The sequence below is a fragment of the Neisseria sp. P0009.S010 genome (assembly GCF_051958545.1).
GTDB classification, from domain to species: domain Bacteria; phylum Pseudomonadota; class Gammaproteobacteria; order Burkholderiales; family Neisseriaceae; genus Neisseria; species Neisseria subflava_A.
Genome location: NZ_JBQCVH010000007.1, coordinates 1 through 23,692, shown reverse-complemented (window position 1 = coordinate 23,692; position 23,692 = coordinate 1). Strand labels below are relative to the sequence as shown.

The window sequence follows — 23,692 nt, the reverse complement described above, 5'->3', positions numbered from 1 at the left end:
ACACTTCATTTCACCAAATAAGAAGGTTATACACATGTCCCGCTTGACCATACACACAGTTGAAACCGCTCCTGAAGCTGCTAAACCACGCGTTGAAGCCGTATTGAAAAACAACGGCTTTATTCCTAACCTGATCGGCGTTTTGGCCAATGCGCCTGAAGCTTTGGCGTTTTATCAAGAAGTTGGCAAGCTGAATGCGGCCAACAGCCTGACTGACGGCGAAGTTGAAGTTGTCCAAATCATCGCCGCCCGTACCAACGAATGCGGTTTCTGCGTTGCCGGCCACACCAAACTGGCCACCCTGAAAAAACTGCTGTCCGAACAATCCATCAAAGCCGCACGCGCATTGGCTGCAGGCGAGTTTGACGATGCCAAACTGGGTGCTTTGGCGACATTCACCCAGGCCATTATGGCGAAAAAAGGCGCGGTATCCGACGACGAGCTGAAAGCTTTCTTCGATGCAGGCTACAACCAACAGCAAGCCGTTGAAGTCGTCATGGGCGTTGCTTTGGCAACCTTGTGCAACTACGTCAACAACCTTGCCAAAACCGAAATCAACCCTGAATTGCAGGCATTTGCCTAATCTCATCAAAAAAGGCCGTCTGAAAATTCAGACGGCCTTTTAGCAAAAAGCAAGGATATCCTTGTTGCCAAGAATAATTCATAAGTAGAACCATCTACGCTTCAAACCTTATTCAGAGGAAAAAATCATGACACGCGAAGCTTTACTGAACAATGTTGCCGCACTCGTTAAAAGCAAGCTGAAACCATTGGTGGACGACATCGACCGCAAAGGCCTGTACCCGAAAGAATTTATGCTGGAATTGGGCAAAATCGGCGGTTTTGCCGCGACCGGTACGGTTGAAGAAGGCGGCAACGGTTTGGGTTTGTCAACGCAAATTGCCGTATTGCGCGAAATCGGTAAAGAATGCGGCGCGACTTCGTTCAGCGCATGGTGTCAGGCAGCTTGCGCGTGGTATCTGCATCAATCCCCCAACCAAGCGGTTAAAGCCAAATATTTGGCTGATATTCTGCAGGGCAAAGTTTTGGCCGGTACGGGCATGTCCAATACCGTCAAACACCTTGCCGGTATCGAAAAACACAATCTGCAAGCCGAACGTGTCGAAGGCGGCTACAAAATCAACGGCGCTTTGCCTTGGGTATCCAATATCGGCGAAGACCACATTTGGGCAAATACCGCCCAAATCGGCGACAGCTATGTGATGTTTATCACCGGCGGTCAATGGGAAGGCGTTACCTTGCAAGATTGCCCTGAGTTCTGCGGTTTGGAAGGCACGCGCACTTACAGCCTGAATTTTAAAGACGTGTTTATTCCGGATGAAGATGTGATTGCTACGCCTGAGCAGTTCCAGTCTTATATCCCGACCATTAAAGCCGGTTTCATCTTGCTGCAAATGGGTATCGGCGCCGGTGTGATTGACGGTGCGCTCGGCATTATCCGCATGGCTAATGTGGTGAACGCGGAAGTAAACGGCTACCTCGACCACAGCTACGATGAATTGAAAGCCGCTTTGGACGGCGCATGGGCGGAAACCGAACGCCTTGCCGATGATGCGTGGAACAATAAACCTGACACGCTGGCAACCTTGAAACTGCGTGAAGCAGCTGCCGTATTGGCATTGAACGCCACTCAATCTGCCGCATTGCATGCAGGCGCAAAAGGCTATCTAATGCGCAGCCCGGCACAACGCCGCGTCCGCGAGGCCATGTTCGTCGCCATCGTAACACCGGCCATCAAACACCTGCGTAAAGAAATAGCCGCTTTGGAAGCAGCGCAATAAATTCAAAATATCAACAATAAGACACACGAAAGGCCGTCTGAAAATACGGTTTCAGACGGCCTTTCAAAATGGAAGGAACACCAAATGGCTCAATATATGTGCGGCCCTTGCGGCTGGATTTACGATGAAGATGTCGGCGACCCCGAACACGGCCTGCCTGCCGGAACCAAGTTCGAAGACATCCCCGACGACTGGAAATGCCCTGAATGCGGCGTAGGTAAAGAAGATTTCTACCTTCTGGACTTCACCATATAAATTACCCGATTATTTAATAAAAAGGCCGTCTGAAATTTCAGACGGCCTTTGTTTGCTTAATCGTCAGCGGTAGAGCGAAACAATGGTTTCAGCCGCTTTGACACAGCTTTCCACGTCGGCAACCAAAGCGATGCGGACGTAGCCTTCGCCCGGATTGCCTTGTTCGGTATCGCGGGCGAGGAAGCGGCCGGGCAACACTTGGATAGCGGCTTTCTGCCACAGGTTGCGCGTAAATGCCAAGTCGTCGCCATCGGGAACTTTCAGCCAAATGTAGAACGACGCGTCAGGCAGTTTGACATCGAATGCCTGTTGCAAAATAGGGATGACGCGGTCGAATTTTTCTTGGTAGAGGCGGCGGTTGTCAATGACGTGTTCTTCATCGTTCCAAGCGGCAATGCTGGCGCGTTGGACGGGAATGCTCATCGCGCTGCCGTGGTAGGTGCGGTAGAGCAGGAAGTTTTTGAGCAACTCGGCATCGCCTGCGACAAAGCCAGAACGCAAACCGGGGACGTTGGAGCGTTTGGACAGGCTGGTGAACATAATAATGTTGCGTGTACCGCGTCCTAATTGCGCCGCAGCCTGCAGGCCGCCGATTGGTTTGTTGTCGTCAAAATAGATTTCGGAATAGCATTCGTCAGAGGCGATAACGAAGCCGTATTTGTCTTGCAAATCAAAAATTTCTTTCCAGTCTTCTAATTGCAGGACGCTGCCGCTTGGGTTGTTGGGCGAGCAGACAATCAGAACTTTGGTGCGCTGCCATACGTCTTCGGGCAGGCTGCTCCAATCGGGGTTGAAGCTGGGTGCAGGACAGTTGGCAAAATGGATTTCGCCGCCGCCCAAAATAGTCGCGCCTTCGTAAATTTGATAGAAAGGATTAGGGCTGATAACGACCGGTTTGGGGCCGTCTGAAGCCGGATTTAAAACGGTTTGGATAAAAGAGAACAAAGCTTCCCGGCTGCCCAATACCGGTAGGATTTCATTGTCGGGATTGAGGCTCAAACCATCATAACGGCGGGCAACCCATTCGGCGCAGGCTTGGCGCAGTTCGGGCAGGCCTGCGGTCAGCGGATATTTTTCCAGTTCGTGCAGGGAGGCGGTCAGCGCATCTGTAATGACTTTGGGCGTCGGATGTTTCGGCTCGCCAATTTGCAGATGAATAGGCGTCATGCCTGTGGGTGCATCAATACCTTGCATGGCTTCACGCAGGCGGGCGAAAGGATAGGGTTTGAGATGGTTCAATAATGGGTTCATGATGTTTCAGCCGGATAAATTCAGGCAACAATCTTAGCATTTTTTAGATGGATTGGGACAAAAAGGCCGTCTGAAAACAGGGTTTAAATGTTTTTCAGACGGCCTTTTGAGTGTTGATGCGTTTATTTGGCAGGGACGGCGGGCAGGGAACCGTTCAAGAGATAATGAATGGTTTCTTGAACCGTACGGATGGCGTTGCCAAACGGCAGTGGGTCTTTACCGCGGAAAAATAGGCCTTTATCGACTTCGCCGCGGAATGCGGCGGAAAGTTGGATGTCGATACAGAATTGGCCGGCTTTGGCCAAACCGTCGCGCAAGCCGCAGCTGGTCAGACAGTTCAGGCCTTGGGTGCAACGGCGCGGATCGTTTTTGGCATTGGCTTGCAATTTGGCTTCGCGTTTGATGTAGCTGTCGAGGAATTTGGTGCGCACGCCACGAGCAGGCAAACCGGCAACAGACATGAATTCAACCACTTGTTCGGTTTCCGCACCGGTCAGCGTTTTCTTGAAGTTGATGTGGGCATCGCCTTCTTCAGTTACGGCAAACGCAGTACCAATTTGGACGGCGGACGCGCCCCAGTTTTTCAAGGCTGTTTTGACTTTTTCAAAGTTTGCCATGCCGCCGGCGAGTATCAACGGGATTTTTTCGCTTTCCAAACCCAAGTTTTTGAATACTTCAAACGTTTCTTCAATAACGCGTTTGAACTCGAATTTAGCATCGTTCACGCCGTCAACGGTTGCCGCACCCAAGTGGCCGGCTGCGTGGGCAGGGTGTTCGATAACGATGGCATCGGGCAAGATGCCTTTTTTCATCCAACGTTTCAAAACGATATTGATACCGCGTGACTCAGACAAAATAGGGAAAAGGGCGACATCTTTGTGGTAGCCCTCTGCCATTTCCGGCAGATCTAAAGGCAAACCTGCGCCCATCACAATCGCGTCTGCACCGGATTCGCAGGCCTGACGAACGTAGGCGGCATGGTCTTTGACGGCTTTCATGACGTTGACGGCGATCATGCCTTTGCCTTCTGAATCGGCTTTGGCTTTTTTGATTTCACGGTCAAGCGCGATGCAGTTGAGGCGGGTGTATTTTTCTTCGCTGGAATCGATTTTTGATTCGGCCAGCAAATCTTCGTGCAAGTGGCGCAAATCGACACTGGCGATGGTACCTACGCCGTTTTCGCGCGCAACCGCGCTGGAGAGTTTTGATGCGGAAACGCCTACACCCATACCGCCTTGTACAACGGGAATCAGTGATTTGCCACGGATAATCAATGGGTCAAAGTTGTTTTGCATGGATGCTCCTTCATAGATTCTGGATGGTACCGTCTGAAATCCTATGAAATGGATTGGATAACGGACTGATGTGTATATAAATAAGTGTGTTTTTCGCCGCCGTTTTTCAGACGGCATGAGGCGTGTTTTTAAAATTTTAGGAATTATACTCTAAGTTAATGTAAAAATTAGAGTATTAATACAGTTTTTTTGAAGGAAAAATTGAAAAGTATTGTTAATAAAGGAATAAATTTTATGATGAGTTGGATTGAGGGGGAGAAATTGCAAACAAAATCTACAAAGAAAAAGGCCGTCTAAAATTTCAGACGGCCTTAAGTATGGGAATCAGACGGATGTCAGATTACATTTGTTTTTTAGCAGCATCAATGGCGCGTTGATCAGGGTTGATCAAGATTTCAACGCGGCGGTTTTGTGCGCGGCCTTCAACAGTAGCGTTGGAGGCGATTGGTTGACGGGAGCCGTAACCGAAAGTGCTCAAACGGGTGCTGCTTACGCCACGGGATTGCAGGAAGGTAGCAACAGATTCGGCGCGGTTGCGAGACAATGGCTCGTTGATGGCGTCGTTACCGGTGTTGTCGGTGTGGCCATTGATGGTCAAAGTCGTGTCAGGATATTGAACCAAAGTTTGCGCAGCGGCAGACAAGGCGCTTTGAGCATGGCCACTCAGGGCAGCGCTGCCGGTAGCGAAGGTTACGTTTTCAGGCATAACCAGTTTGATTTGGTTGCCTTGACGTTCAACTTCGATGTTGGTGTTGGCCAAGCTTTGACGCAGTTTTTTCTCTTGGTAGTCCATGTAACCGCCGATACCGGCACCTACTGCACCACAAGCCAATGCGGAGTTACGCGCGCCTTTGCCGCCGTGGGTCAGCGCACCAACGATACCGCAAACAGCCGCACCGCCCAAACCGTACATAGCGGTTTTGCTGGCGGATTGTTGACCGGTAGCAGGATCAGTTACACAGCCGGTGAGCGCCAAAGGAATTGCAGTAGCAATAACGGTCAGTGGTTTCAAGAATTTCATGTCGTATCCTCTTTTTAGATGACGGCTCGGGCCGTCTGAAAAAATGAATAAAAACCGCGTGGGTCGTTACGAATTAATGATACCGAATATCCGAAACGCAAAAGAACGGGTTTAACCCGATATTACGAAAATATTTGCCAGTTAACATAATTCTGAAGCATTTCTGCATTTCTCCGACAGTTTGGTCATTTTGCCGCGAAATAACAAGCAAAGTTTTTTACAGTTTCTTCCGTTTTTTCTGCTTGCGGCGATACCAGTTGACGAATGCCCATTTCAATCTGACCTTGACATCGTATCCCACTGAACCTGCACCCAGTATGAGCAAAACGGCGGAAACGGGCAGGGCGAAATGATGGCCGACCAGATGATAACCCCATGCGCCAACCACGCCGCCCAGCAAAAACGACAGCATCAAGCCGCTTAAAAGCCACATTTTCGGTTTGTTGACGCGGACGTGCGGCAGGCGCGGATGATGCTGTTTGGAGTAATAAAGCGCGCGTGAAATTTCAATGCCCAAGTCGGTCGCCGTACCGGTCATGTGGGTGGAGCGGATGGCACCGCCGGAAAGAAGCGTGATAACCGTATTGTGCATGCCCATAATAAAACACAATAAAAACAATGCTAAAGACGGCATAATAAAATCAGAGCCGCCAAAATCCCATTCCATCGCGGCAATACCGAACCAACCGAATATCAACAGATAAACTGCTTCCAGCCACATGGAAAACCCAAAGCTGCCACGGAAACGCATCTGCTGCGTCCACAAAATCACCCAACCCGAATGCGCGGCACCGGCAACAAAACATAACACGCTGATTGTGGCAATAATGGCCACACTCCACTCTTGAAGATACAAAACATCTGCCAACAGCGACATTGAGCCGGTAACGTGGGAGGTATAACGTGAGAATGCGAAGTAACCGCCGGCATTAATCGCACCGGCAAGAAAGGCCATGATGTAGCCCAGCCGTCTAAAACGGGCATCGGAAATATTGTGTTCGTGCAGATACGGACGGTCCGCCTGCCAAAACGGCGGCGTGTGTTGCCTGTGGTGGCGCAATCGGTAGGAGTGGGGCGGTTTGTCGTCGTTCATTGATTGAGGGTAGGAGCGAGCATTTATATTGGGTGTATTTTATATGCAACTGCCTGCTGCCAAGAACAAATAATATGAAAGTGTCCCCAAGTTGCCACACTTGCCCATTACAAGATGAGGGCGTACATTAATAGCTATACATGACTATAAGGAAACATCCGATGAATCCTATCCGCCTGACTTTATTGATTGGTGCTGCCGCATTACTTGCCGCCTGCGCCACCACGCCTGAGCAAAAAGCCGCACGCGCCCAAGCGCAGAAACGCTATGAGCAGGATCTTCAAGTACATCTTGCTGCCCAATGCGATCAGGAGACTGCCGCGCTGATCCGCCGCAAATTTGACGAAGAAGGCAAACCCGGTGCCGCAACTGCGGAACAAAAAGCCTTCCGCCTCAAATATATCGACAAAGTTTCCGATCCGATGTTCCAAGCCTGCTACAAAATGGCATGGCAAAACTATATTTCTCAAGAACAGCTGCGCGAAGCCCGTTACTATCGTTATTACGACGATTGGGGCTATCCGTTTGGCCGTTATCCTTGGTGGTGGTAAGGTATTAACAAACTTTAGGGCCGTCTGAAAGCATATATTTATTGGTTTCAGACGGCCTAAGGTTTATTGAAACGGCAATAACGTTTACAATAGCCGCCTATTCAAACACAATACCCACCACCCATGAACATCTGGCTTGGACAGCGACACGCGCCCAAATTTCCGCAAGGAGCCGCCGTAACCATCGGCAACTTCGATGGCGTACACCTCGGGCACAAACACATTCTACAAAAACTCAAACGAGAGGCAGACCAGCGCGGTCTGCCTGTTGTCGTTGTTGTTTTTGAGCCTCAGCCCAAAGAATTTTTTGCGCGCAAAGCCGGGAAAAAGCTGCCTTACCGCATCAGCCCGCTGCGTACCAAATTGCGCCTTTTGCGTGAAACCGGCTGCGTGGATGCCGTTTGGGTCTTGCGTTTTAACCAAGCTTTCTCCGATATGAGCGCGCAAGCGTTTATCGACCAGCTTTTGCGCCAAACGCTCAACACGCGTTATTTGTTGATTGGCGACGATTTCCGTTTCGGTGCCGGCCGTGAAGGCTGTTTTGAACTCTTGGCTCAACAGCCCGATATGCAAACCGAGCGCACGCCGTCCGTTATCGTTGAAGACATCCGTACCAGCAGTACCGCCGTCCGCCAAGCCCTTTCAGACGGCAAGTTGGAATACGCCAAAAGACTATTGGGCCATGATTACGTTTTAAGCGGCAAGGTCAAACACGGACAAAAACTCGGCCGCACCATCAACGCGCCTACCGCCAATGTCCAGCTTCCTCCGTATCATTATGCGCTAAGCGGCGTATTTGTCGTTGAAGCAGATGGCACATTCGGTACGCGCCGAGGCGTTGCCAGCTTTGGTTTTAACCCCACTGTCAGCAACAACCGCTCGCAAAAGCTGGAAGTCCATCTGTTCGATTTCAACGGCGATTTGTACGGACAACGTATCTTCGTTCGCTTCCTGCACAAACTGCGTGACGAGAAAAAATTTGAGAGTATCGAAGCATTGAAAACCCAAATTTTGCAAGATATGGAAGATGCAAGGGTTTGGGAAGCATAGAAACGCTTCTAGAAGCTTATAAAATCAAGACAATTGGGCTACAATAAGTCCTTTGAATTTTTTCAGACGGCCTGTTCTTTTCAAAATGAGCAATCAGGCCGTCTGAAACCGAAATACCGCAACAATAGAGATCAAAAAATGACCGATTACAGTAAAACCGTAAACCTGCTCGAGAGCCCGTTTCCAATGCGCGGCAATCTTGCCAAGCGCGAGCCTGCATGGCTGAAAAGCTGGTACGAGCAAAAACGCTATCAAAAACTGCGAGAAATCGCCAAAGGCCGTCCGAAATTTATTCTGCACGACGGTCCTCCGTATGCCAACGGCGACATCCACATCGGTCATGCCGTCAATAAAATTCTCAAAGACATCATTATCCGCAGCAAAACCCAAGCCGGTTTTGACGCGCCTTATGTACCGGGTTGGGACTGCCACGGTTTGCCTATCGAAGTAATGGTAGAAAAACTGCACGGCAAAGATATGCCTAAAGCCCGTTTCCGCGAATTGTGCCGCGAATATGCCGCCGAACAGATTGCCCGCCAGAAAAAAGACTTTATTCGCTTGGGTGTGTTGGGCGACTGGGATAATCCTTACCTGACCATGGATTTCAAAACCGAAGCCGATACCGTGCGTATGCTCGGCGAAATCTACAAATCCGGCTATCTCTACCGCGGCGCGAAACCGGTTCAGTTCTGCTTGGACTGCGGCTCTTCGCTGGCCGAAGCCGAAGTGGAATATAAAGACAAAGTATCGCCTGCGATTGACGTCGGTTATCCGTTTAAAGACACTGCCGCGCTTGCCGCCGCATTCGGTTTGGCAAGTATCGAAGGCAAAGCATTTGCCGTTATTTGGACAACCACGCCTTGGACTTTGCCTGCGAGCCAAGCTGTTTCAGCTGGCGCAGACGTGGTGTATCAACTGATTGATACGCCTAAAGGCAAATTGGTGTTGGCTAAAGATTTGGCAGAAGATGCGCTCAAACGCTACGGTTTTGCTTCAGACGACCTAAATGTATTGGCAGAAACCACAGGTGACAAGCTGGAAAACCTGCACATGAATCATCCGTTCCTCGAACGCGATATTCCCATGCTCAATGGCGACCACGTTACCACCGATGCCGGTACCGGCTTGGTGCATACTGCGCCTGCTCATGGTCTGGAAGACTACGCTGTCTGCAATAAATACGGCATTGAGCTTTACAACCCTGTAAATGCCGAAGGCAAATACATCAGTGAAACACCTCGTGTTGCTGGTATGCGAGTTTGGGAAGCCAATCCCGTTATCCTGCAATGGTTGGAAGAAACCGGCAACCTCTTGGCAAGCAGCAAAATCGAACACAGCTATGCACACTGCTGGCGCCACAAAACCCCGCTGATTTACCGTGCGACCGGCCAATGGTTTGTCGGTATGGACAAAGCAGGTGCCGACGGTAAAACCCTGCGCGACAAAGCCATCAAAGCCGTTGATGACACCGAATTCTTCCCATCATGGGGTCGTGCGCGTTTAGAAGCCATGATTGAAGGTCGTCCTGACTGGGTGGTTTCTCGCCAACGCTATTGGGGCACACCGATGACTTTCTTTGTTCACAAAGAGACTGGTGAATTGCATCCAAACTCTGCCGAGTTGTTGGAAAAAGTTGCCCAAAAAATCGAAGGAAAAGGCATCGAAGCATGGTTCTCTCTTGATAAGAGCGAACTCTTGAGCGCGGAAGATTGTGAAAATTACGACAAACTTTCCGACACTATGGACGTATGGTTCGACTCCGGCTCGACCCATTATTCCGTCTTGAAACAACGCGAAGAATTGGAATGGCCCGCCGACCTCTACCTCGAAGGCAGCGACCAACACCGCGGCTGGTTCCAATCGTCTATGTTGACCGGTTGTGCCTCATCAATGGGTCGCGCGCCATACAAACAGCTGCTGACCCATGGTTTCGTGGTTGACCAAAACGGCCGCAAAATGTCGAAATCCATCGGTAACGTTGTTGCACCGCAAGAAGTTTACAACGAATTCGGCGCAGACATCCTGCGCCTGTGGGCGGCATCTACCGATTACAGCGGCGAATTGGCGATTTCCAAAGAAATCCTTAAGCGCGTAACTGAAAGCTATCGTCGTATCCGCAATACCTTGAGCTTCCTGTTTGCCAACCTCAGCGACTTCAATCCTATTGAAGATGCCGTACCGCAGGCAGACATGGTCGAAATCGACCGCTACGCCGTGGTATTGGCACGTCAGCTGCAAGAGCGTCTGGCAGGCGATTACTATCCGCGCTATGCCTTCCATTTTGCCGTAAAAGACATTGTTTCTTTCTGCTCGGAAGACTTGGGCGCGTTCTACCTCGATATTCTGAAAGACCGCCTCTACACCACCAAAGCAGACAGCCATGCACGACGCAGCGCGCAAACTGCCCTGTATCACATCACACGCAGTTTGGTTCTGCTGATTGCTCCGATTTTGTGCTTCACCGGCGAGGAAGCATGGGATATTATCGGTGGCGGCGAAGAAGACAGCGTCCTCTTCCACACATGGCATGAGTTCCCATCTATCAATGAAAAAGCCGAAGCCGAATTGGTGAAAAAATGGACGGCAATCCGCGAAGCACGCGAAGCAGTAACTGCCGCCATCGAACCTCTGCGTACGGATAAAACAGTCGGTTCTTCATTGCAAGCCGAAGCCGAAATTACGGCTCCGGAAGAAATTGCCGATTATCTGAACACTTTGGGCGAAGAATTGCGTTTTGCTTTGCTGGTGTCTAAAGCAGAAGTGAAAGTAGGTGATGAACTTGCTGTAACCGCTAAAGCCAGCGATGGTGAAAAATGCGAACGCTGCTGGCACTACACCCACGATGTAGGCGCAGTTGCAGGCCATGAAACCATCTGTAAACGTTGTGCCGACAACGTTGACGGTAAAGGCGAAGACAGATATTACGCTTAATGGTTTGGTCTAAGATAAAGGCCGTCTGAAAACTTTGGAAATAGGTTTTCAGACGGCCTTTGTTTATTGAATCTGTTTCATATAACGGATTGATTTTGAAGGGTAATTGGGATTTGTAGTTTTGATAAATAGAGATAGTCAGTATAGGTATAGTGGATTTGACGTATATTGAGAAATATATTCTCGTAGAAAGCACTTTTCAAAGGGCCTTACTATCTGTGGGGTATGGATGTATTTTGAACCTTCAAATAGCCTCATATTTACATTTTCTCATTGAACGGAAACTATATTTCTCTTTCGTTTTATCCAATATAAAAGGCCGTCTGAAACAAGTTTTCAGACGGCCTTTAGCTATTCTATTGCTTAGTAGAAATTAACGTGCAGAGCAAGAAGTTTCTACTTTGTTGCCGTATGGGTCAGTGAAGCCGAAGAATGCTTCGCTGCCTTTTTGATGCCATTCAGCGCCTTTGCCGAATAGGCCTTGGTTGGCAACATAGCGTTCGCCTGAACCTGCAACGGCAGAAGACAGGGTGGCAACTTTGTCGTCCAGACGCAGTTCAACTTGGTTGGTGCTCAGGTTGCGGACTTGTACAGACAGGCCGTTTTCGCAGCTGAATGATTGAACACGGCCATGGTTATGCATGTCATGATGTTGGTGGCCATATTCGTGTGCATGATTGTGCTCATGACGTTGACCATGGTCATGGCGATGGGCTTCAGGTGCGGCACAGGCAGCGAGGCTCATGGCGGCGGCAATTGCAAGCAGGGCTTTTACTTTCATTTTTGACTCCTATGGTCAGTGTTGAAGGAAGAATGTAGCGGCATGTTATAAATATCTTTATGGCTTCACAATAGGGATAACCATTATTTACTTTTCCTTCCTGTTTCCGGGAGTATGGCAGGATTCTTTGTAGTTTTGATATGAATGATTAATGCCGTTTGAAAAAAAGCCGCACTTGCGCTAGAGGTAAACGAAAGTGCGGAAAATTCAGAGAGTTACATTGAAAGAAGGATGGGACAGCTTAACGCTGGCGTGCTTTAAAACGGGGATTGCTCTTGCAAATGACGTACACTTTGCCTTTTCGGCGGACAATTTGGCAGTCGCGGTGTCGTTTTTTTGCAGTTTTCAGAGATGAGAGGACTTGCATCATTTATCCTTTCTGAAAGAAGACATCATGGATTGGTAACGTTGGTTGAATTTGCTGGCGCGACCTTCAATATTGACGTTGCGTTGTTTGCCTGTGTATACGGGGTGGGACGCGGAAGAGGTATCAAGAGAGAAGAGGGGATACTCTACTCCGTCTTTCCAAACCATGGTCTTTCCGTGGGTATTGGCGCATGAACGGATGAGCCATCCTTGGTCTGCACCGCTGTCGTAAAACAGGACGGTACGATAGTTGTCTGGGTGGATATCGGGTTTCATTTCTTTCTCCAGTGAGTGTTATGGTATAACATTATACTCTTAGAAAAAGAGCAGGCAAGTGTTTTTTGGTTTTTCTTTATCACGGGGTTGCGGCATTTTGATAAAATATGCTGTTTCAGACGGCCTATTTTTTCATGAGGCCGTCTGAATATTTTGTTTTCTGATGATAGGGATATGATGTATTTGTATAAGGGTTTCAGATTGGGTGGTGCGGTAAGCAAGGTGATGCCGATTGTCCATGTATTGTCCAAGCTGGGGCTGTTGTTTTCACTGCTGTTGGCTGTGCCGACACTGATGTCGTATTTTTATCACGACAGCGCGTTTTTCGTGTTTGCCTACACGGCTTTGACGGTATTGCTGGTGTCGTGCGTTACTTGGGTGTTGACTCTGCGTTTCAATCGTGAATTGCGGCCGCGTGACGGATTTACCCTGGTATTGATGCTGTGGCTGGCCTTTGCCGTCGTGGCGGCGATGCCGATTTATTTCTATATGCCGTCCATGAGTTTCACCGATGCGTTTTTTGAAGCGATGTCGGGGCTGACGACAACGGGGGCAACAGTGATTTCCGGCTTGGATACGCTGGCACCGTCGGTGAATTTTTGGCGGCACATGCTCAACTGGCTTGGCGGTATGGGTATTATCGTGTTGGCTGTGGCGATTTTGCCGATGTTGGGTGTGGGAGGGACGCAGCTTTTCAAAGCGGAAATTCCGGGTATGGATAAGGAAAGCAAGATGGCTCCCCGCATTTCGCAAGTGGCTAAACGGCTGTGGTTTGCCTATGCGCTGACAACTGCTGCCGCCTTTGTATCCTTGCATATTGCCGGCATGGGCTGGTTTGATGCCTTGTGCCATGCGATGTCGGCTGTGGCCTTGGGCGGTTTTTCGACACATGATGACAGCGTTGCCTATTTTAATTCTGTAGCAGTCGAATGGACGTTGATGTTTTTTACTGTCTGGGGCGGTATCAATTTCGCCAGCCACTTTACTGCGCTGGGCAACCGCTCCTTGCAGGTGTATTGGAAAGATGAAGAATGCCGCACCATGCTGCTGGTTTTGTCGGGCAGTATTTTGATTTCGGCATTGTATTTATGGCAGCAGGACGTTTATCAAAGCCTTGGCGAAGCTTTGCGCTTTGTCAGCTTCAACTTTGTGTCCATCGGATTGGCAAGCGGTTTCTCCAATGCAGACTTTGCCCAATGGCCGTTGATTGTGTCGCTGTGGATGTTTTTCCTGTCGAACGTATTGGCAAGTTCAGGCTCTATGGGGGGCGGTATTAAAAACGTGCGTGCGTTGGTGTTATTCAAATTCAGCTTGCGCGAAATGTTGATTTTGCTGCACCCGCGTGCGGTTCGTACGGTAAAGGTCAACAACCGTTCCATTCCGGATCGCATGGCGCTGACCGTCATGTCGTTCATCTTTATTTACTTTATGACGGTCATCGTATTCAGCTTTTTACTGATGGCGGCAGGCTTGGACTTTTTATCCGCCTTTACGGCAGTCATTGCCTGTATTACCAATGCAGGGCCGGGTTTGGGGGCAGTCGGTCCGTCACATAATTATGCTGTGCTGAGCGATGTGCAGAAATGGCTGTGTACGGCGGTGATGTTGTTGGGACGTTTGGAGATTTTTACCGTTCTGATTTTGCTAACTCCGGCATATTGGAAGAAATAAGTGTGAGAAAAAGGCCGTCTGAAATTTCAGACGGCCTTTTTATAATGGCTGGGCTTAAGCGTATTGTTTGAGCAATTCTTTGAATTGTTCGCCAGTTTCAGGGTGTTTCAAACCATAAGCCACGGTTGCTTCAAGGTAACCCAATTTGCTGCCGCAGTCGTAGCGTTTGCCATCAAACGCATGAGCCAACACAAACTCATGGTCGAGCAGGCGGGCGATACCGTCTGTCAGTTGGATTTCGTTACCGGCGCCGCTGGGCAGGTTGGTCAACAAGTCAAAAATACGCGGAGTCAGGATGTAGCGGCCGACAACTGCGAGGTTGGAAGGCGCTTCTTCCGGTTTGGGTTTTTCAACTATGTTGGTGATACGTTGATAGCTTTTTAGCTTTTCAACTTCAACGATACCGTAAGAGCCTGTTTGGGAAGGGTCGACGGTTTCAACGCCCAAAATGCTGTTACCGCTTTGGTTGTACACATCAACCATCTGTTTCAATGCACCTTTAGGCGCATCAATCAAATCGTCTGCCAAAATAACGGCAAAAGGTTCATTACCAACGGCAGCCTGCGCGCACAATACGGCATGACCCAAACCCAATGCTTCAGTTTGACGGATGTACATGCAGGTAATGTTGGGAGGCAGGATATCGCGAACGTGCTCCAACAGCTTGTCTTTTTGACGCAATTCCAATTCGGTTTCCAACTCGTATGCTTTGTCGAAGTGGTCTTCGATACTGCGTTTGTTACGGCCGGTGATGAACACCATTTCAGTACAGCCGACTTCAACCGCTTCTTCAACTGCATATTGAATCAGAGGTTTGTCTACGATAGGCAGCATTTCTTTGGGGCTGGCTTTGGTCGCAGGCAAGAAACGGGTGCCCATACCGGCAACGGGGAAGACGCATTTTTTAATGGGTTTCATATTATTATCCTATTTTAACTGTGGGTTTATACCCCAAAAAGTGTAAAGATGTAGTCGTATGTAATGATAATACCACATGATAAAGTATCAGACGGTCTGAAAAGGAGGATTGGTCATAGATACTGTCTTATCCTAGCAACGTCAGTAATTCTTCTTCGCTCAATACGACCACGCCCAACGTTTGGGCTTTTTCCAATTTACTGCCTGCGGCTTCTCCGGCGACAACGTAGTCGGTTTTTTTGGATACGCTACCAGAAACTTTACCGCCGGCAGCCTCAATCATGGCTTGGGCTTGGTCGCGTTTGAGCGTGGGTAAAGTTCCTGTTAATACAAAGGTTTTTCCTGCTATGGTCTCATTGATGCCGTCTGAAATCGTTTCATCTTGAAGCTCAGGCAGCTTTTGATCAAAGAAAGTTTTCATATTTTCAAGCAGGGCTGCGTTTTGCAGTTTACTGCGCCATGTTTGCCAATCGGCAGGCAACGCTTTGTCAGTTTGCAAACCTTCTATGCTTTGTCCGGCAAGCTCCCATAAGGCCAGTGCTTTGGTTTCGCTGATTTTAAAATCAGGCAGGCGGGCAATCCAGCGTTGCGGCTCGGCATAGCGCAACGGCGGGATAGTGACAGCCTGGCTTTGCGGGGCAACACCTACAGCCAGCAGTTCGTCTATCATCGCCTGTTGCGCTTCTTGGGCAAAAAAGTGGGCGATGGAGCGGGCAACCACCGTGCCGATATCGGGCAGGCAGGCGAGGATGGGTTCGGGTGCATGGCGGACGTGTTCCAGTGTACCGAATGCCTGCGCCAGCGTTTTGGCGGTGCGTTCGCCGACGTGACGGATACCGAGGGCAAAAAGGAAGCGGGCAAGTTCAGGCGTTTTGCTGGCTTCTATGCCTGCGAGGATGTTTTCCGCCCATTTAGTTGGCTGTTTTTTACTGGTTTTGCTAAGCAGGGCATTGCCGCTCTCGCTTTCAAAGTCTTCAATCTCACTGTTTGATGGTTCTTCCTCATTAGCTGACGCTTTATCCGCCGTTTCCTTCATTTTTTGCAGGGTTGGGATATCGAGGCGGTAGAGGTCGGCGAAATGACGAACCAAATCTTGTGCTACCAGTTGCTCGATTTGTTTTTGTCCAAGTCCGTCGATGTCCATGGCTTTGCGTGAGGCGAAGTGGATTAAACCTTGCGCGCGTTGTGCTTGGCAAAGCATACCGCCGCTGCATCGGGCAACCGCTTCGCCTTCTTCGCGTTCGATTTCGCTGTGACAGATAGGGCAATGGGTGGGCAGGCGGTAAGGTTTGTGAAGCGGTTCGGAGCGGGTTTCAGAAGGTATTTCGGCAAACAAATCGTCTTGCAGGCCGTCTGAAACAGCAATGTTGGTATCCTGCATTGGGCGGCGTTCAAAAATTACGCGCACCACCTCGGGAATCACGTCTCCGGCACGGCGCACGACAACTGTATCGCCAACGCGCACGTCTTTGCGCGATACTTCGTCCTGATTGTGCAGGGTAGCGTTGGTAACGGTAACGCCGCCGACGAATACAGGTTGCAGGCGGGCGACGGGGGTTACTGCGCCGGTGCGCCCGATTTGTACATCAATGGCTTCGACAATGGTCAATGCTTCTTCGGCAGGAAATTTGTGGGCAATGGCCCAGCGCGGCGCGCGTGAGATGAAACCCAGTTTTTCTTGTTGTGCCAGACTGTTGACTTTGACCACCATACCATCGATTTCGTAAGGCAAAGTAGGGCGTTTTTGCTGCATTTGTTCGTAAAACGCCAATACTTCTTCGATATTTGGGAAGCAGCCGAAATTACCATCAGGCAGGCTGAAGCCAAGCTCTTTACAGTAGCCCAGCTCTTGCAGGTGTTCTTCTGCGATAAAACCGCCTTGTTGTCGGGCGATGGAATAGGGGAAGAAATGCAGTTTGCGCTGTGCCGTAATGCGCGAATCGAGTTGGCGCAGACTGCCGGCGGCGGCATTGCGCGGATTGGCGAAAGGTTTTTGTCCGTTTTCAGCCTGTCGTTCGTTTAAAGCGGCAAAATCGGCTTTAAGCATCAGTACTTCGCCGCGTATTTCGATAAACTCGGGAATGTTTTCTCCATGCAGACGCAGGGGGATGTTGGATACGGTTTTGACGTTTTGGGTAACGTCTTCGCCTGTGGTGCCGTCTCCACGGGTTGCCGCTTGAGTCAATACGCCGTCGCGGTACAGCAGGCTGATGGCCAGACCGTCAAATTTAGGTTCGATAACGTATTCCGGTTTTTCTCCATTTAAACCGCCACGAACGCGCTCATCAAAAGCGTACATTTCGGCATGGTCAAACACACCGTTTTCGTCTTGTGGCGAGAAGGCGTTGGTCAGCGACAGCATCGGTATTTCGTGGCGTACTTCGGCAAAGCCTGCTAAAGGCTCGCCACCGACGCGCTGGGTCGGGCTGTCGGGCAGTTTGAACTCGGGGTAGTTTCGCTCCAATGCCTCGAGCTCGCGGAATAATTTGTCGTATTCGGCGTCGGGTACGCTGGGCGCATCTAGGGTGTAGTATTCGTAGGCGTAGCGGTTGAGGAGGTCGGTCAGGTATTTGATACGTTGTGCGGTCGGATTCATGAGCAATCGAAATAGAGTTTTCAGACGGCCTGATGATAGAGAGGCCGTCTGAAAATCGATGAATATTGAAGATGAAGGGATTTTACCTGAAAAAAGCGGATATGCCGTCATTGCATATCCGCTTTTTGATTGGGGAAGTTTAAGAGAACAGGCGCAGGGCTTGTTTGCTGCCGGGTTTGATGCCGACTTTAAGCATTTCTTCCTGACGGGCCAAAACGTAGTTGCGTACGTCTTTGAGCCATTGGGTGGAAACTTCTTCCATTTGGTCGTTAACCAAATCCAAGCTGAGTTGACCGGAAAGTTTGACTGCCAAGTCCATGAATTTGTCGAAAGTTTTTTCGCCGGCAGGAACATGCGGAATATCTAGAAGCATGCTGAAACCGCGGTAGGTTTGGTTGTCCAACAGAGGATTGGTAAACGGTTTGTTGTCCAAAGTATGGATGGAGAACAATTGAGGGTTGTTGTTGTCGCCGAAATGGAACGCGCCGTCTTCGCCCAGTTTGAAGCCTGTATCTTCCACGGCGGCACGCAATTCTACGCCGCTGATATTGGAATGGGAAACTAAGTGAATGGCGATGGTTTGGTCAACACGCGCACAGAATTGGTCGAGGGCTTGCGCGACTTCGGTGAAAGCGTCCAAGTCGGTATGCAAAACTTTGCCGTCCATCAGTTGGGCAAAAGCATCAACCTGTTGGTCGAATTGTTGCAACTCTTCACGCGCGGCCAAACCGTTGCGGCTGACAGCTTGCAGGCCCATGACGAAGCCTTGGTAGTAAACACCCGGAATCGGCTCGGCAACGCGGAAATGATCGTCCATGGTGCAACCGATGATTTGGAAGCGGTGAGTGCCGGAAAGGCGCGGCAGGGCGTGCAATTCTTGGGCTTGTTTCAGGGAGATGTAGGCCATGTAGTCGAAGCGCGGGTCAAACCAAGGTAACTCGACTTGAGACAATTCATCCAAGCTGATCAATGGTACTTGTGCCACAGGCTCGGCTGTGGTTTCAACCGGAGCAGAAGCGGCTTCGGCTGGGCTTACGGTAATTTCGTTGTTCAAGCCGATAACGGTGTGTTGAACTTTTTCTTCTGCGGAAAAGTCGTCTTCCACGGCCAGCTCGACATCGGTTTTAAGTTGGGCAGGATGAGCCAGTTTGGCTTTTGCCGCGTAGATTTCATCTTGCTCTTGCAGGTTGCGCAATGCCTCTTCGGTTTTTTTGTTTTTCTTGATAAACAAACCTTGGCCGCCGGTTTCTTTGCTGTCGCGGACGTGCTTGGTTTTGCTGGTCAAAAGTGCATCCTTATCGGAATGGCCGAATTGTTCGCGCACTTGTTTGCGGTATTGGTTTTCCTGGTACATATTGTAACCGATGACAGCCAAAAGGGCGGCGAGGGCTAAGACGATGAAAATCATGGAGTAATCACTTTTTAAAAAGGCAGCATTCCGTCTTTTTCAGGGTGCGGAATCTTGCTGCGTGGGAAGTTCGTTGGAGCCGGACTTTATGCGTCCGAATGAATAGCTGAATTATAACGAAAATAAACGGTTGTGACAGCATTATGTCTGCCAATCAGTGTTCAGGCCGTCTGAAAGTTATCCGTGCCGGATGGGGAAACCTGCTTTTTGAAGGCGTGGCCAATCGAAGAAATGTCCAGGATCGGTTTTCCTGTCCGGAGCGATGTCCTGATGACCGGTAATGGCCTGAATCGGGTAATGTTCGGAAATGGCGGTCAGCAAGGCTTGCAGGCTGGTGTATTGTGCTTCGGTAAAAGGCTCGAAATCGCAGCCTTCCAATTCGATACCGATGGAGAAGGTATTGCATTTTTCTCTGCCTTGAAATGACGATACACCGGCATGATAGGCCATATCGTCGCAGGAAACGAATTGGACGGTTTCGCCCTTACGGCTGATGAAAAAATGGCTGGAGACGCGCAGGGTGTGGATGATGCTGAAAAAAGGATGCTCGTCAGGGTTGATTTGGTTGGTAAACAATTTTTCCACCGCACCCGTGTTGTACTCAAAAGGAGGGAGGGAAATATTGTGGAGGACAACCAATGAGATGTCTTCATCCGGTTCTCGCGGGCTGAAATTGGGCGAATGAGTTTGACGTGCATTCAGCCAACGGCCGCTTTGCCAAGTGTTTTTTGAAGGAGAATTCATGGTTTCAGACGGCCTTTCGGGATAGGAAAATATACGTTGGGTAAGGTGGAGGGCGTGGTGGACTTGTTTTCGGTTATACTGTCGCCCGACACGTTCACAAACCAAGAATCCTACCATGCTGAAAAAATTGTTGAAATGGCTGGCCGTATTTTTGACGGCATTTGCCGCCGTGGTTGCCGCATTGTTGTTTGTTCCGAAAGACAACGGCAAACCATACCGTATTACCATTACCAAAAACCAAGGTATCTCTTCCGTCAGCCGCAAACTGGCTCAAGACGGCATTGTTTATAACCGTTATGTTTTAGTAGCCGCCACATATGTGATGGGCGTACACAACCAACTTAATGCCGGTTCTTACCGCCTGTCTGCCAAAGTATCGGCTTGGGACATTTTAAAACGCATTAAAAAAGGCCGCCCTGACTCGGTCAGCGTGCAAATTTTGGAAGGCGCGCGTTTTGCACAAATGCGCCGTATTATCGATAACACTGCCGACATTGCCCACGATACGCGCGGTTGGAGTGATGAAAAACTGATGGCCGAAGTGGCACCCGATGCCTTGAGCAGCAATCCCGAAGGACAGTTTTTCCCGGATAGTTACGAAATTGATGCCGGCGGCAGCGATCTTCAAATTTACAAAATCGCCTACCGTAAGATGCGGGAAAACCTGCAAGAAGCATGGGATGACCGTCAAAGCGGCCTGCCTTATAAAAATCCGTACGAAATGCTGATTATGGCGAGTCTGATTGAAAAAGAAACCGCGCACGAAGACGACCGCGCCCATGTGGCCGCTGTATTCGTCAACCGCCTGAATATCGGTATGCGCCTGCAAACTGACCCGACCGTCATCTATGGTATGGGCGATGCGTATAAAGGCAGAATCCGCAAGGCCGACCTGCAACGCGATACGCCTTACAATACCTACACGCGCAGCGGCTTGACGCCGACGCCGATTGCGCTTCCCGGCAAGGCCGCGCTTGAAGCAGCAGGCCATCCGTCTGATGAAAAATATCTGTATTTCGTCTCAAAAATGGATGGTACGGGCTTGAGCGAGTTCAGCCATAATCTTTCTGAACACAACGCTGCCGTACGCAAATATATTTTGAAGAAATAAACCGAATAGGCCGTCTGAAACATTTATAATCCCTGTTTCAGACGGCCTTTAAATTGAAGATATCCATATGAAACCCAGATTTATTACCCTTGACGGCATAGACGGCGCAGGCAAATCCACCAACCTTGCCGTAATGAAAGCATGGTTTGAGAAACACCAACTGCCCGTATTGTTTACGCGCGAACCGGGAGGCACTCCGGCCGGAGAAGCATTGCGTGAAATCCTGCTCAATCCTGCCACCCAAGTCAGCCTGCGTACCGAAACTCTGCTGATGTTTGCAGCCAGACAGCAACACTTGGAAACAGTCATTCTGCCTGCCCTGAAAAACGGCACGCATGTCGTTTCCGACCGCTTTACCGATGCAACGTTTGCCTATCAAGGCGGCGGACGCGGCGTTCCCTTGCAAGATATTGCCACGCTTGAGCATTGGGTACAGGGCGATTTCCGCCCAGATTTAACTTTGCTGTTGGATGTGCCTTTGGAAGTGTCAATGGCGCGCATCAACCAAACGCGTGAGAAAGACCGCTTTGAACAAGAAGAAGCCGAGTTTTTCAATCGGGTGCGCGAAGTATATCTGCAACGTGCTAACGAACAGCCGGAACGCTATGCCGTCATCGACAGCAGCCAAAGTCTGGACGCGGTAAAAAATCAGATTGAAACCGCGCTAGACAGTCATTTTGGATTGAATGTTTAAGTTTAAATAAAATGCCATCTGAAAGAAGGGTAGTGTGGCGAAGAAATATTATTACAGAAGTTTTTAGACATAAAACCAAATAAAACGAAATATCAAAACAAATGTAATAAATATCGGTATGCGCCACCAAAAGAACATGATAAAATTACGGTCCCTTACAAAGTCTGTCTGTTAACAACCCGACTTTAGAAATTTTAAACGTCTGAAGCAGCCTGTTTCAGACTTGTTCGCTGTAAAATCTCTCTCGCAAACAGGATCGATAAATGGAAAATTCATTAAAAGAAGCCGCCCTGCAGTTCCACGAATTCCCCGTGCCGGGCAAAATCTCCGTTACCCCAACCAAATCTTTGGCTACTTCTAAAGACTTGGCGTTGGCGTACTCTCCGGGCGTAGCTGCTCCTTGTATGGAAATCCATGCCGATCCTCAAACTGCCTACAAATACACTGCCAAAGGCAATTTGGTTGCCGTGATTTCCAACGGTACAGCAGTGTTGGGTTTAGGTAACATCGGCGCATTGGCCGGTAAACCTGTAATGGAAGGCAAAGGCGTATTGTTCAAAAAATTCGCCGGCGTTGACGTATTCGATATCGAAATCGATGAAAAAGACCCGCAAAAATTGGTAGACATCATCGCTTCTTTGGAGCCGACTTTCGGCGGTATCAACCTAGAAGACATCAAAGCGCCTGAGTGCTTCTACATCGAACGCGAATTGCGCAAACGTTGCAAAATCCCTGTATTCCACGACGACCAACACGGTACCGCCATCATTACCGCTGCCGCTGTACTGAACGCTTTGCGTTATACCGGCCGCAAAATTGAAGAAGCGACTTTGGTGTGCTCCGGCGCAGGTGCCGCAGCGATTGCCTGCTTGAACCAATTGCTGGATTTGGGTCTGAAACGTGAAAACGTAACTGTCTGCGACTCCAAAGGCGTGATTTACAAAACCCGCGAAGACAAAGACCGTATGGACGAGTCCAAACAGTTCTACGCCATCGAAGACAACGGCCAACGCGTATTGGCCGATGCCGTTAAAGGTAAAGACATCTTCTTGGGTCTGTCCGGCGCAAACCTGCTGACACCTGAAATGCTGAATACCATGAACGAAAAACCAATCGTGTTCGCTATGGCAAACCCAAATCCGGAAATTCTGCCTCCTTTGGCAAAAGAAACCCGTCCGGATGTGGTAATCGGTACCGGTCGCTCAGACTTCCCGAACCAAGTAAACAACGTATTGTGCTTCCCATTCATCTTCCGTGGCGCATTGGATGTCGGCGCGACCACCATCAACGAAGAAATGAAACGCGCTTGTGTATACGCTTTGGCTGACTTGGCAATGGAAGAAGTGCCTGAGGAAGTGATTGCTGCTTACGGTAAGAAATTTGAATTCGGCGCGGAATACCTGATTCCTACCCCATTCGATTCCCGCCTGTTGCCTCGCGTTGCTACAGCTACTGCTAAAGCAGCAATGGAAAGCGGCGTGGCTACCCGTCCAATCGCTGATTTGGATGCGTATACTGCTAAACTGGCCGGTTTGAAATTGTAATCCGGTAAGTAGTATTTGATTGAAAATGCCGTCTGGAAGTTGTATTTCAGACGGCATTTTTGTTTATTGGGTATTTTAGAAACGGTTTAATGCAGCAATCGGAATGAAGGACATGATAATCTGCTGCTTCAACAGAGACGTGGGAATATGGATTGCTTTTTAAAATAGGTTTCTATTTTTGAGCGGCTTTGATTTTGCAGGGTTTGTACGAGATTAAATACAATATTTTTGCCAGCTTTTTTAAACAACATCAGGCCGAGACCTTTGCAAAATTCCTTTCCCCCAACAGCCGAAACCTAAACACAGGTTTTCGGCTGTTTTTGTTTCGAATATC

21 protein-coding genes are annotated in these 23,692 nt (G+C 49.4%); 10 read left to right on the top strand and 11 right to left on the bottom strand.

Going from position 1 to position 23,692, the window contains the following annotated elements; genetic code table 11:
- The first annotated feature begins 34 nt into the window (after positions 1-34).
- The 3 genes from ACTHSN_RS08310 to ACTHSN_RS08300 all read left to right on the top strand — a co-directional run bounded on the left by ACTHSN_RS08310 (position 35) and on the right by ACTHSN_RS08300 (position 2,057).
- Positions 35-583 (top strand): carboxymuconolactone decarboxylase family protein, encoded by a 549-nt coding sequence (locus ACTHSN_RS08310; protein ID WP_070843271.1) that lies wholly within the window; start codon positions 35-37, stop codon positions 581-583.
- 127 nt (positions 584-710) lie between these two features.
- Positions 711-1,802 (top strand): acyl-CoA dehydrogenase family protein, encoded by a 1,092-nt coding sequence (locus ACTHSN_RS08305; RefSeq protein WP_440365244.1) that lies wholly within the window; start codon positions 711-713, stop codon positions 1,800-1,802.
- A gap of 84 nt (positions 1,803-1,886) precedes the next feature.
- On the top strand, positions 1,887-2,057 hold the full coding sequence (locus ACTHSN_RS08300) for a rubredoxin (protein WP_003747315.1): 171 nt from the start codon (positions 1,887-1,889) through the stop codon (positions 2,055-2,057).
- A gap of 63 nt (positions 2,058-2,120) precedes the next feature.
- Here ACTHSN_RS08300 and dapC read toward each other — a convergent pair whose 3' ends face one another.
- The 4 genes from dapC to ACTHSN_RS08280 all read right to left on the bottom strand — a co-directional run bounded on the left by dapC (position 2,121) and on the right by ACTHSN_RS08280 (position 6,717).
- Positions 2,121-3,308: a succinyldiaminopimelate transaminase gene (gene dapC, locus ACTHSN_RS08295; protein WP_440365243.1), complete on the bottom strand. Its 1,188-nt coding sequence runs from the start codon at positions 3,306-3,308 to the stop codon at positions 2,121-2,123.
- 122 nt (positions 3,309-3,430) lie between these two features.
- Complete coding sequence (locus ACTHSN_RS08290) at positions 3,431-4,603, bottom strand: NAD(P)H-dependent flavin oxidoreductase (RefSeq protein WP_137040981.1); 1,173 nt, start codon at positions 4,601-4,603, stop codon at positions 3,431-3,433.
- Positions 4,604-4,943: 340 nt separating this feature from the next.
- The gene (locus tag ACTHSN_RS08285) at positions 4,944-5,624 is read right to left on the bottom strand and encodes an OmpA family protein (RefSeq protein WP_049328625.1); all 681 of its coding nucleotides are present in this window, start codon (positions 5,622-5,624) and stop codon (positions 4,944-4,946) included.
- A 217-nt stretch (positions 5,625-5,841) separates the two neighbouring features.
- Complete coding sequence (locus ACTHSN_RS08280; RefSeq protein ID WP_070461604.1) at positions 5,842-6,717, bottom strand: YoaK family protein; 876 nt, start codon at positions 6,715-6,717, stop codon at positions 5,842-5,844.
- A gap of 161 nt (positions 6,718-6,878) precedes the next feature.
- Between ACTHSN_RS08280 and ACTHSN_RS08275 the strand changes: the two genes are divergently transcribed.
- From ACTHSN_RS08275 to ileS, 3 genes are all read left to right on the top strand, one after another.
- Positions 6,879-7,268 carry a hypothetical protein gene (locus tag ACTHSN_RS08275; protein ID WP_049331430.1) on the top strand — a complete coding sequence of 130 codons (390 nt, stop codon included), beginning with the start codon at positions 6,879-6,881 and terminating at the stop codon, positions 7,266-7,268.
- A gap of 123 nt (positions 7,269-7,391) precedes the next feature.
- Positions 7,392-8,318, top strand: a complete 927-nt coding sequence (gene ribF, locus ACTHSN_RS08270; RefSeq protein WP_070461603.1) for a bifunctional riboflavin kinase/FAD synthetase — start codon at positions 7,392-7,394, stop codon at positions 8,316-8,318.
- 138 nt (positions 8,319-8,456) lie between these two features.
- Positions 8,457-11,249 carry an isoleucine--tRNA ligase gene (gene ileS, locus ACTHSN_RS08265; protein WP_070461642.1) on the top strand — a complete coding sequence of 931 codons (2,793 nt, stop codon included), beginning with the start codon at positions 8,457-8,459 and terminating at the stop codon, positions 11,247-11,249.
- A 373-nt stretch (positions 11,250-11,622) separates the two neighbouring features.
- Here the strand turns inward: ileS and ACTHSN_RS08260 are convergent, their stop codons facing one another.
- The 3 genes from ACTHSN_RS08260 to ACTHSN_RS08250 form a co-directional block, all read right to left on the bottom strand.
- Positions 11,623-12,030 (bottom strand): MliC family protein, encoded by a 408-nt coding sequence (locus ACTHSN_RS08260; protein ID WP_070461602.1) that lies wholly within the window; start codon positions 12,028-12,030, stop codon positions 11,623-11,625.
- 241 nt (positions 12,031-12,271) lie between these two features.
- Positions 12,272-12,397: a type B 50S ribosomal protein L36 gene (ykgO, locus tag ACTHSN_RS08255; protein WP_003685279.1), complete on the bottom strand. Its 126-nt coding sequence runs from the start codon at positions 12,395-12,397 to the stop codon at positions 12,272-12,274.
- Positions 12,397-12,672 carry a type B 50S ribosomal protein L31 gene (locus ACTHSN_RS08250; protein ID WP_049328620.1) on the bottom strand — a complete coding sequence of 92 codons (276 nt, stop codon included), beginning with the start codon at positions 12,670-12,672 and terminating at the stop codon, positions 12,397-12,399. The genes ykgO and ACTHSN_RS08250 overlap by 1 nt, the downstream gene beginning before the upstream one ends.
- 174 nt (positions 12,673-12,846) lie before the next feature.
- On the opposite strand from ACTHSN_RS08250, the gene ACTHSN_RS08245 reads away from it, so the two are divergent.
- Positions 12,847-14,343: a TrkH family potassium uptake protein gene (locus ACTHSN_RS08245; RefSeq protein ID WP_070461601.1), complete on the top strand. Its 1,497-nt coding sequence runs from the start codon at positions 12,847-12,849 to the stop codon at positions 14,341-14,343.
- A gap of 54 nt (positions 14,344-14,397) precedes the next feature.
- On the opposite strand, the gene galU is transcribed toward ACTHSN_RS08245, so the two are convergent.
- From galU to ampD, 4 genes are all read right to left on the bottom strand, one after another.
- Positions 14,398-15,261 (bottom strand): UTP--glucose-1-phosphate uridylyltransferase GalU, encoded by an 864-nt coding sequence (gene galU / locus ACTHSN_RS08240; protein ID WP_070461600.1) that lies wholly within the window; start codon positions 15,259-15,261, stop codon positions 14,398-14,400.
- Positions 15,262-15,388: 127 nt separating this feature from the next.
- Positions 15,389-17,857, bottom strand: coding sequence for an NAD-dependent DNA ligase LigA (gene ligA / locus ACTHSN_RS08235; protein ID WP_440365242.1), 2,469 nt, complete (start codon positions 17,855-17,857; stop codon positions 15,389-15,391).
- A 139-nt stretch (positions 17,858-17,996) separates the two neighbouring features.
- Entirely contained in the window at positions 17,997-19,265 is a 1,269-nt protein-coding gene (locus ACTHSN_RS08230) for a cell division protein ZipA C-terminal FtsZ-binding domain-containing protein (protein WP_285069838.1), read from the bottom strand.
- A 177-nt stretch (positions 19,266-19,442) separates the two neighbouring features.
- Positions 19,443-20,009, bottom strand: a complete 567-nt coding sequence (gene ampD / locus ACTHSN_RS08225; protein ID WP_070461597.1) for a 1,6-anhydro-N-acetylmuramyl-L-alanine amidase AmpD — start codon at positions 20,007-20,009, stop codon at positions 19,443-19,445.
- Positions 20,010-20,124: 115 nt separating this feature from the next.
- Between ampD and mltG the strand changes: the two genes are divergently transcribed.
- From mltG to ACTHSN_RS08210, 3 genes are all read left to right on the top strand, one after another.
- The gene (gene mltG / locus ACTHSN_RS08220) at positions 20,125-21,120 is read left to right on the top strand and encodes an endolytic transglycosylase MltG (RefSeq protein WP_107791945.1); all 996 of its coding nucleotides are present in this window, start codon (positions 20,125-20,127) and stop codon (positions 21,118-21,120) included.
- Between the two features lie 67 nt (positions 21,121-21,187).
- Positions 21,188-21,814, top strand: coding sequence for a dTMP kinase (gene tmk / locus ACTHSN_RS08215; RefSeq protein WP_049331462.1), 627 nt, complete (start codon positions 21,188-21,190; stop codon positions 21,812-21,814).
- A 263-nt stretch (positions 21,815-22,077) separates the two neighbouring features.
- The gene (locus tag ACTHSN_RS08210) at positions 22,078-23,358 is read left to right on the top strand and encodes a malic enzyme-like NAD(P)-binding protein (protein ID WP_083290073.1); all 1,281 of its coding nucleotides are present in this window, start codon (positions 22,078-22,080) and stop codon (positions 23,356-23,358) included.
- The last annotated feature ends 334 nt before the right edge of the window (positions 23,359-23,692 follow it).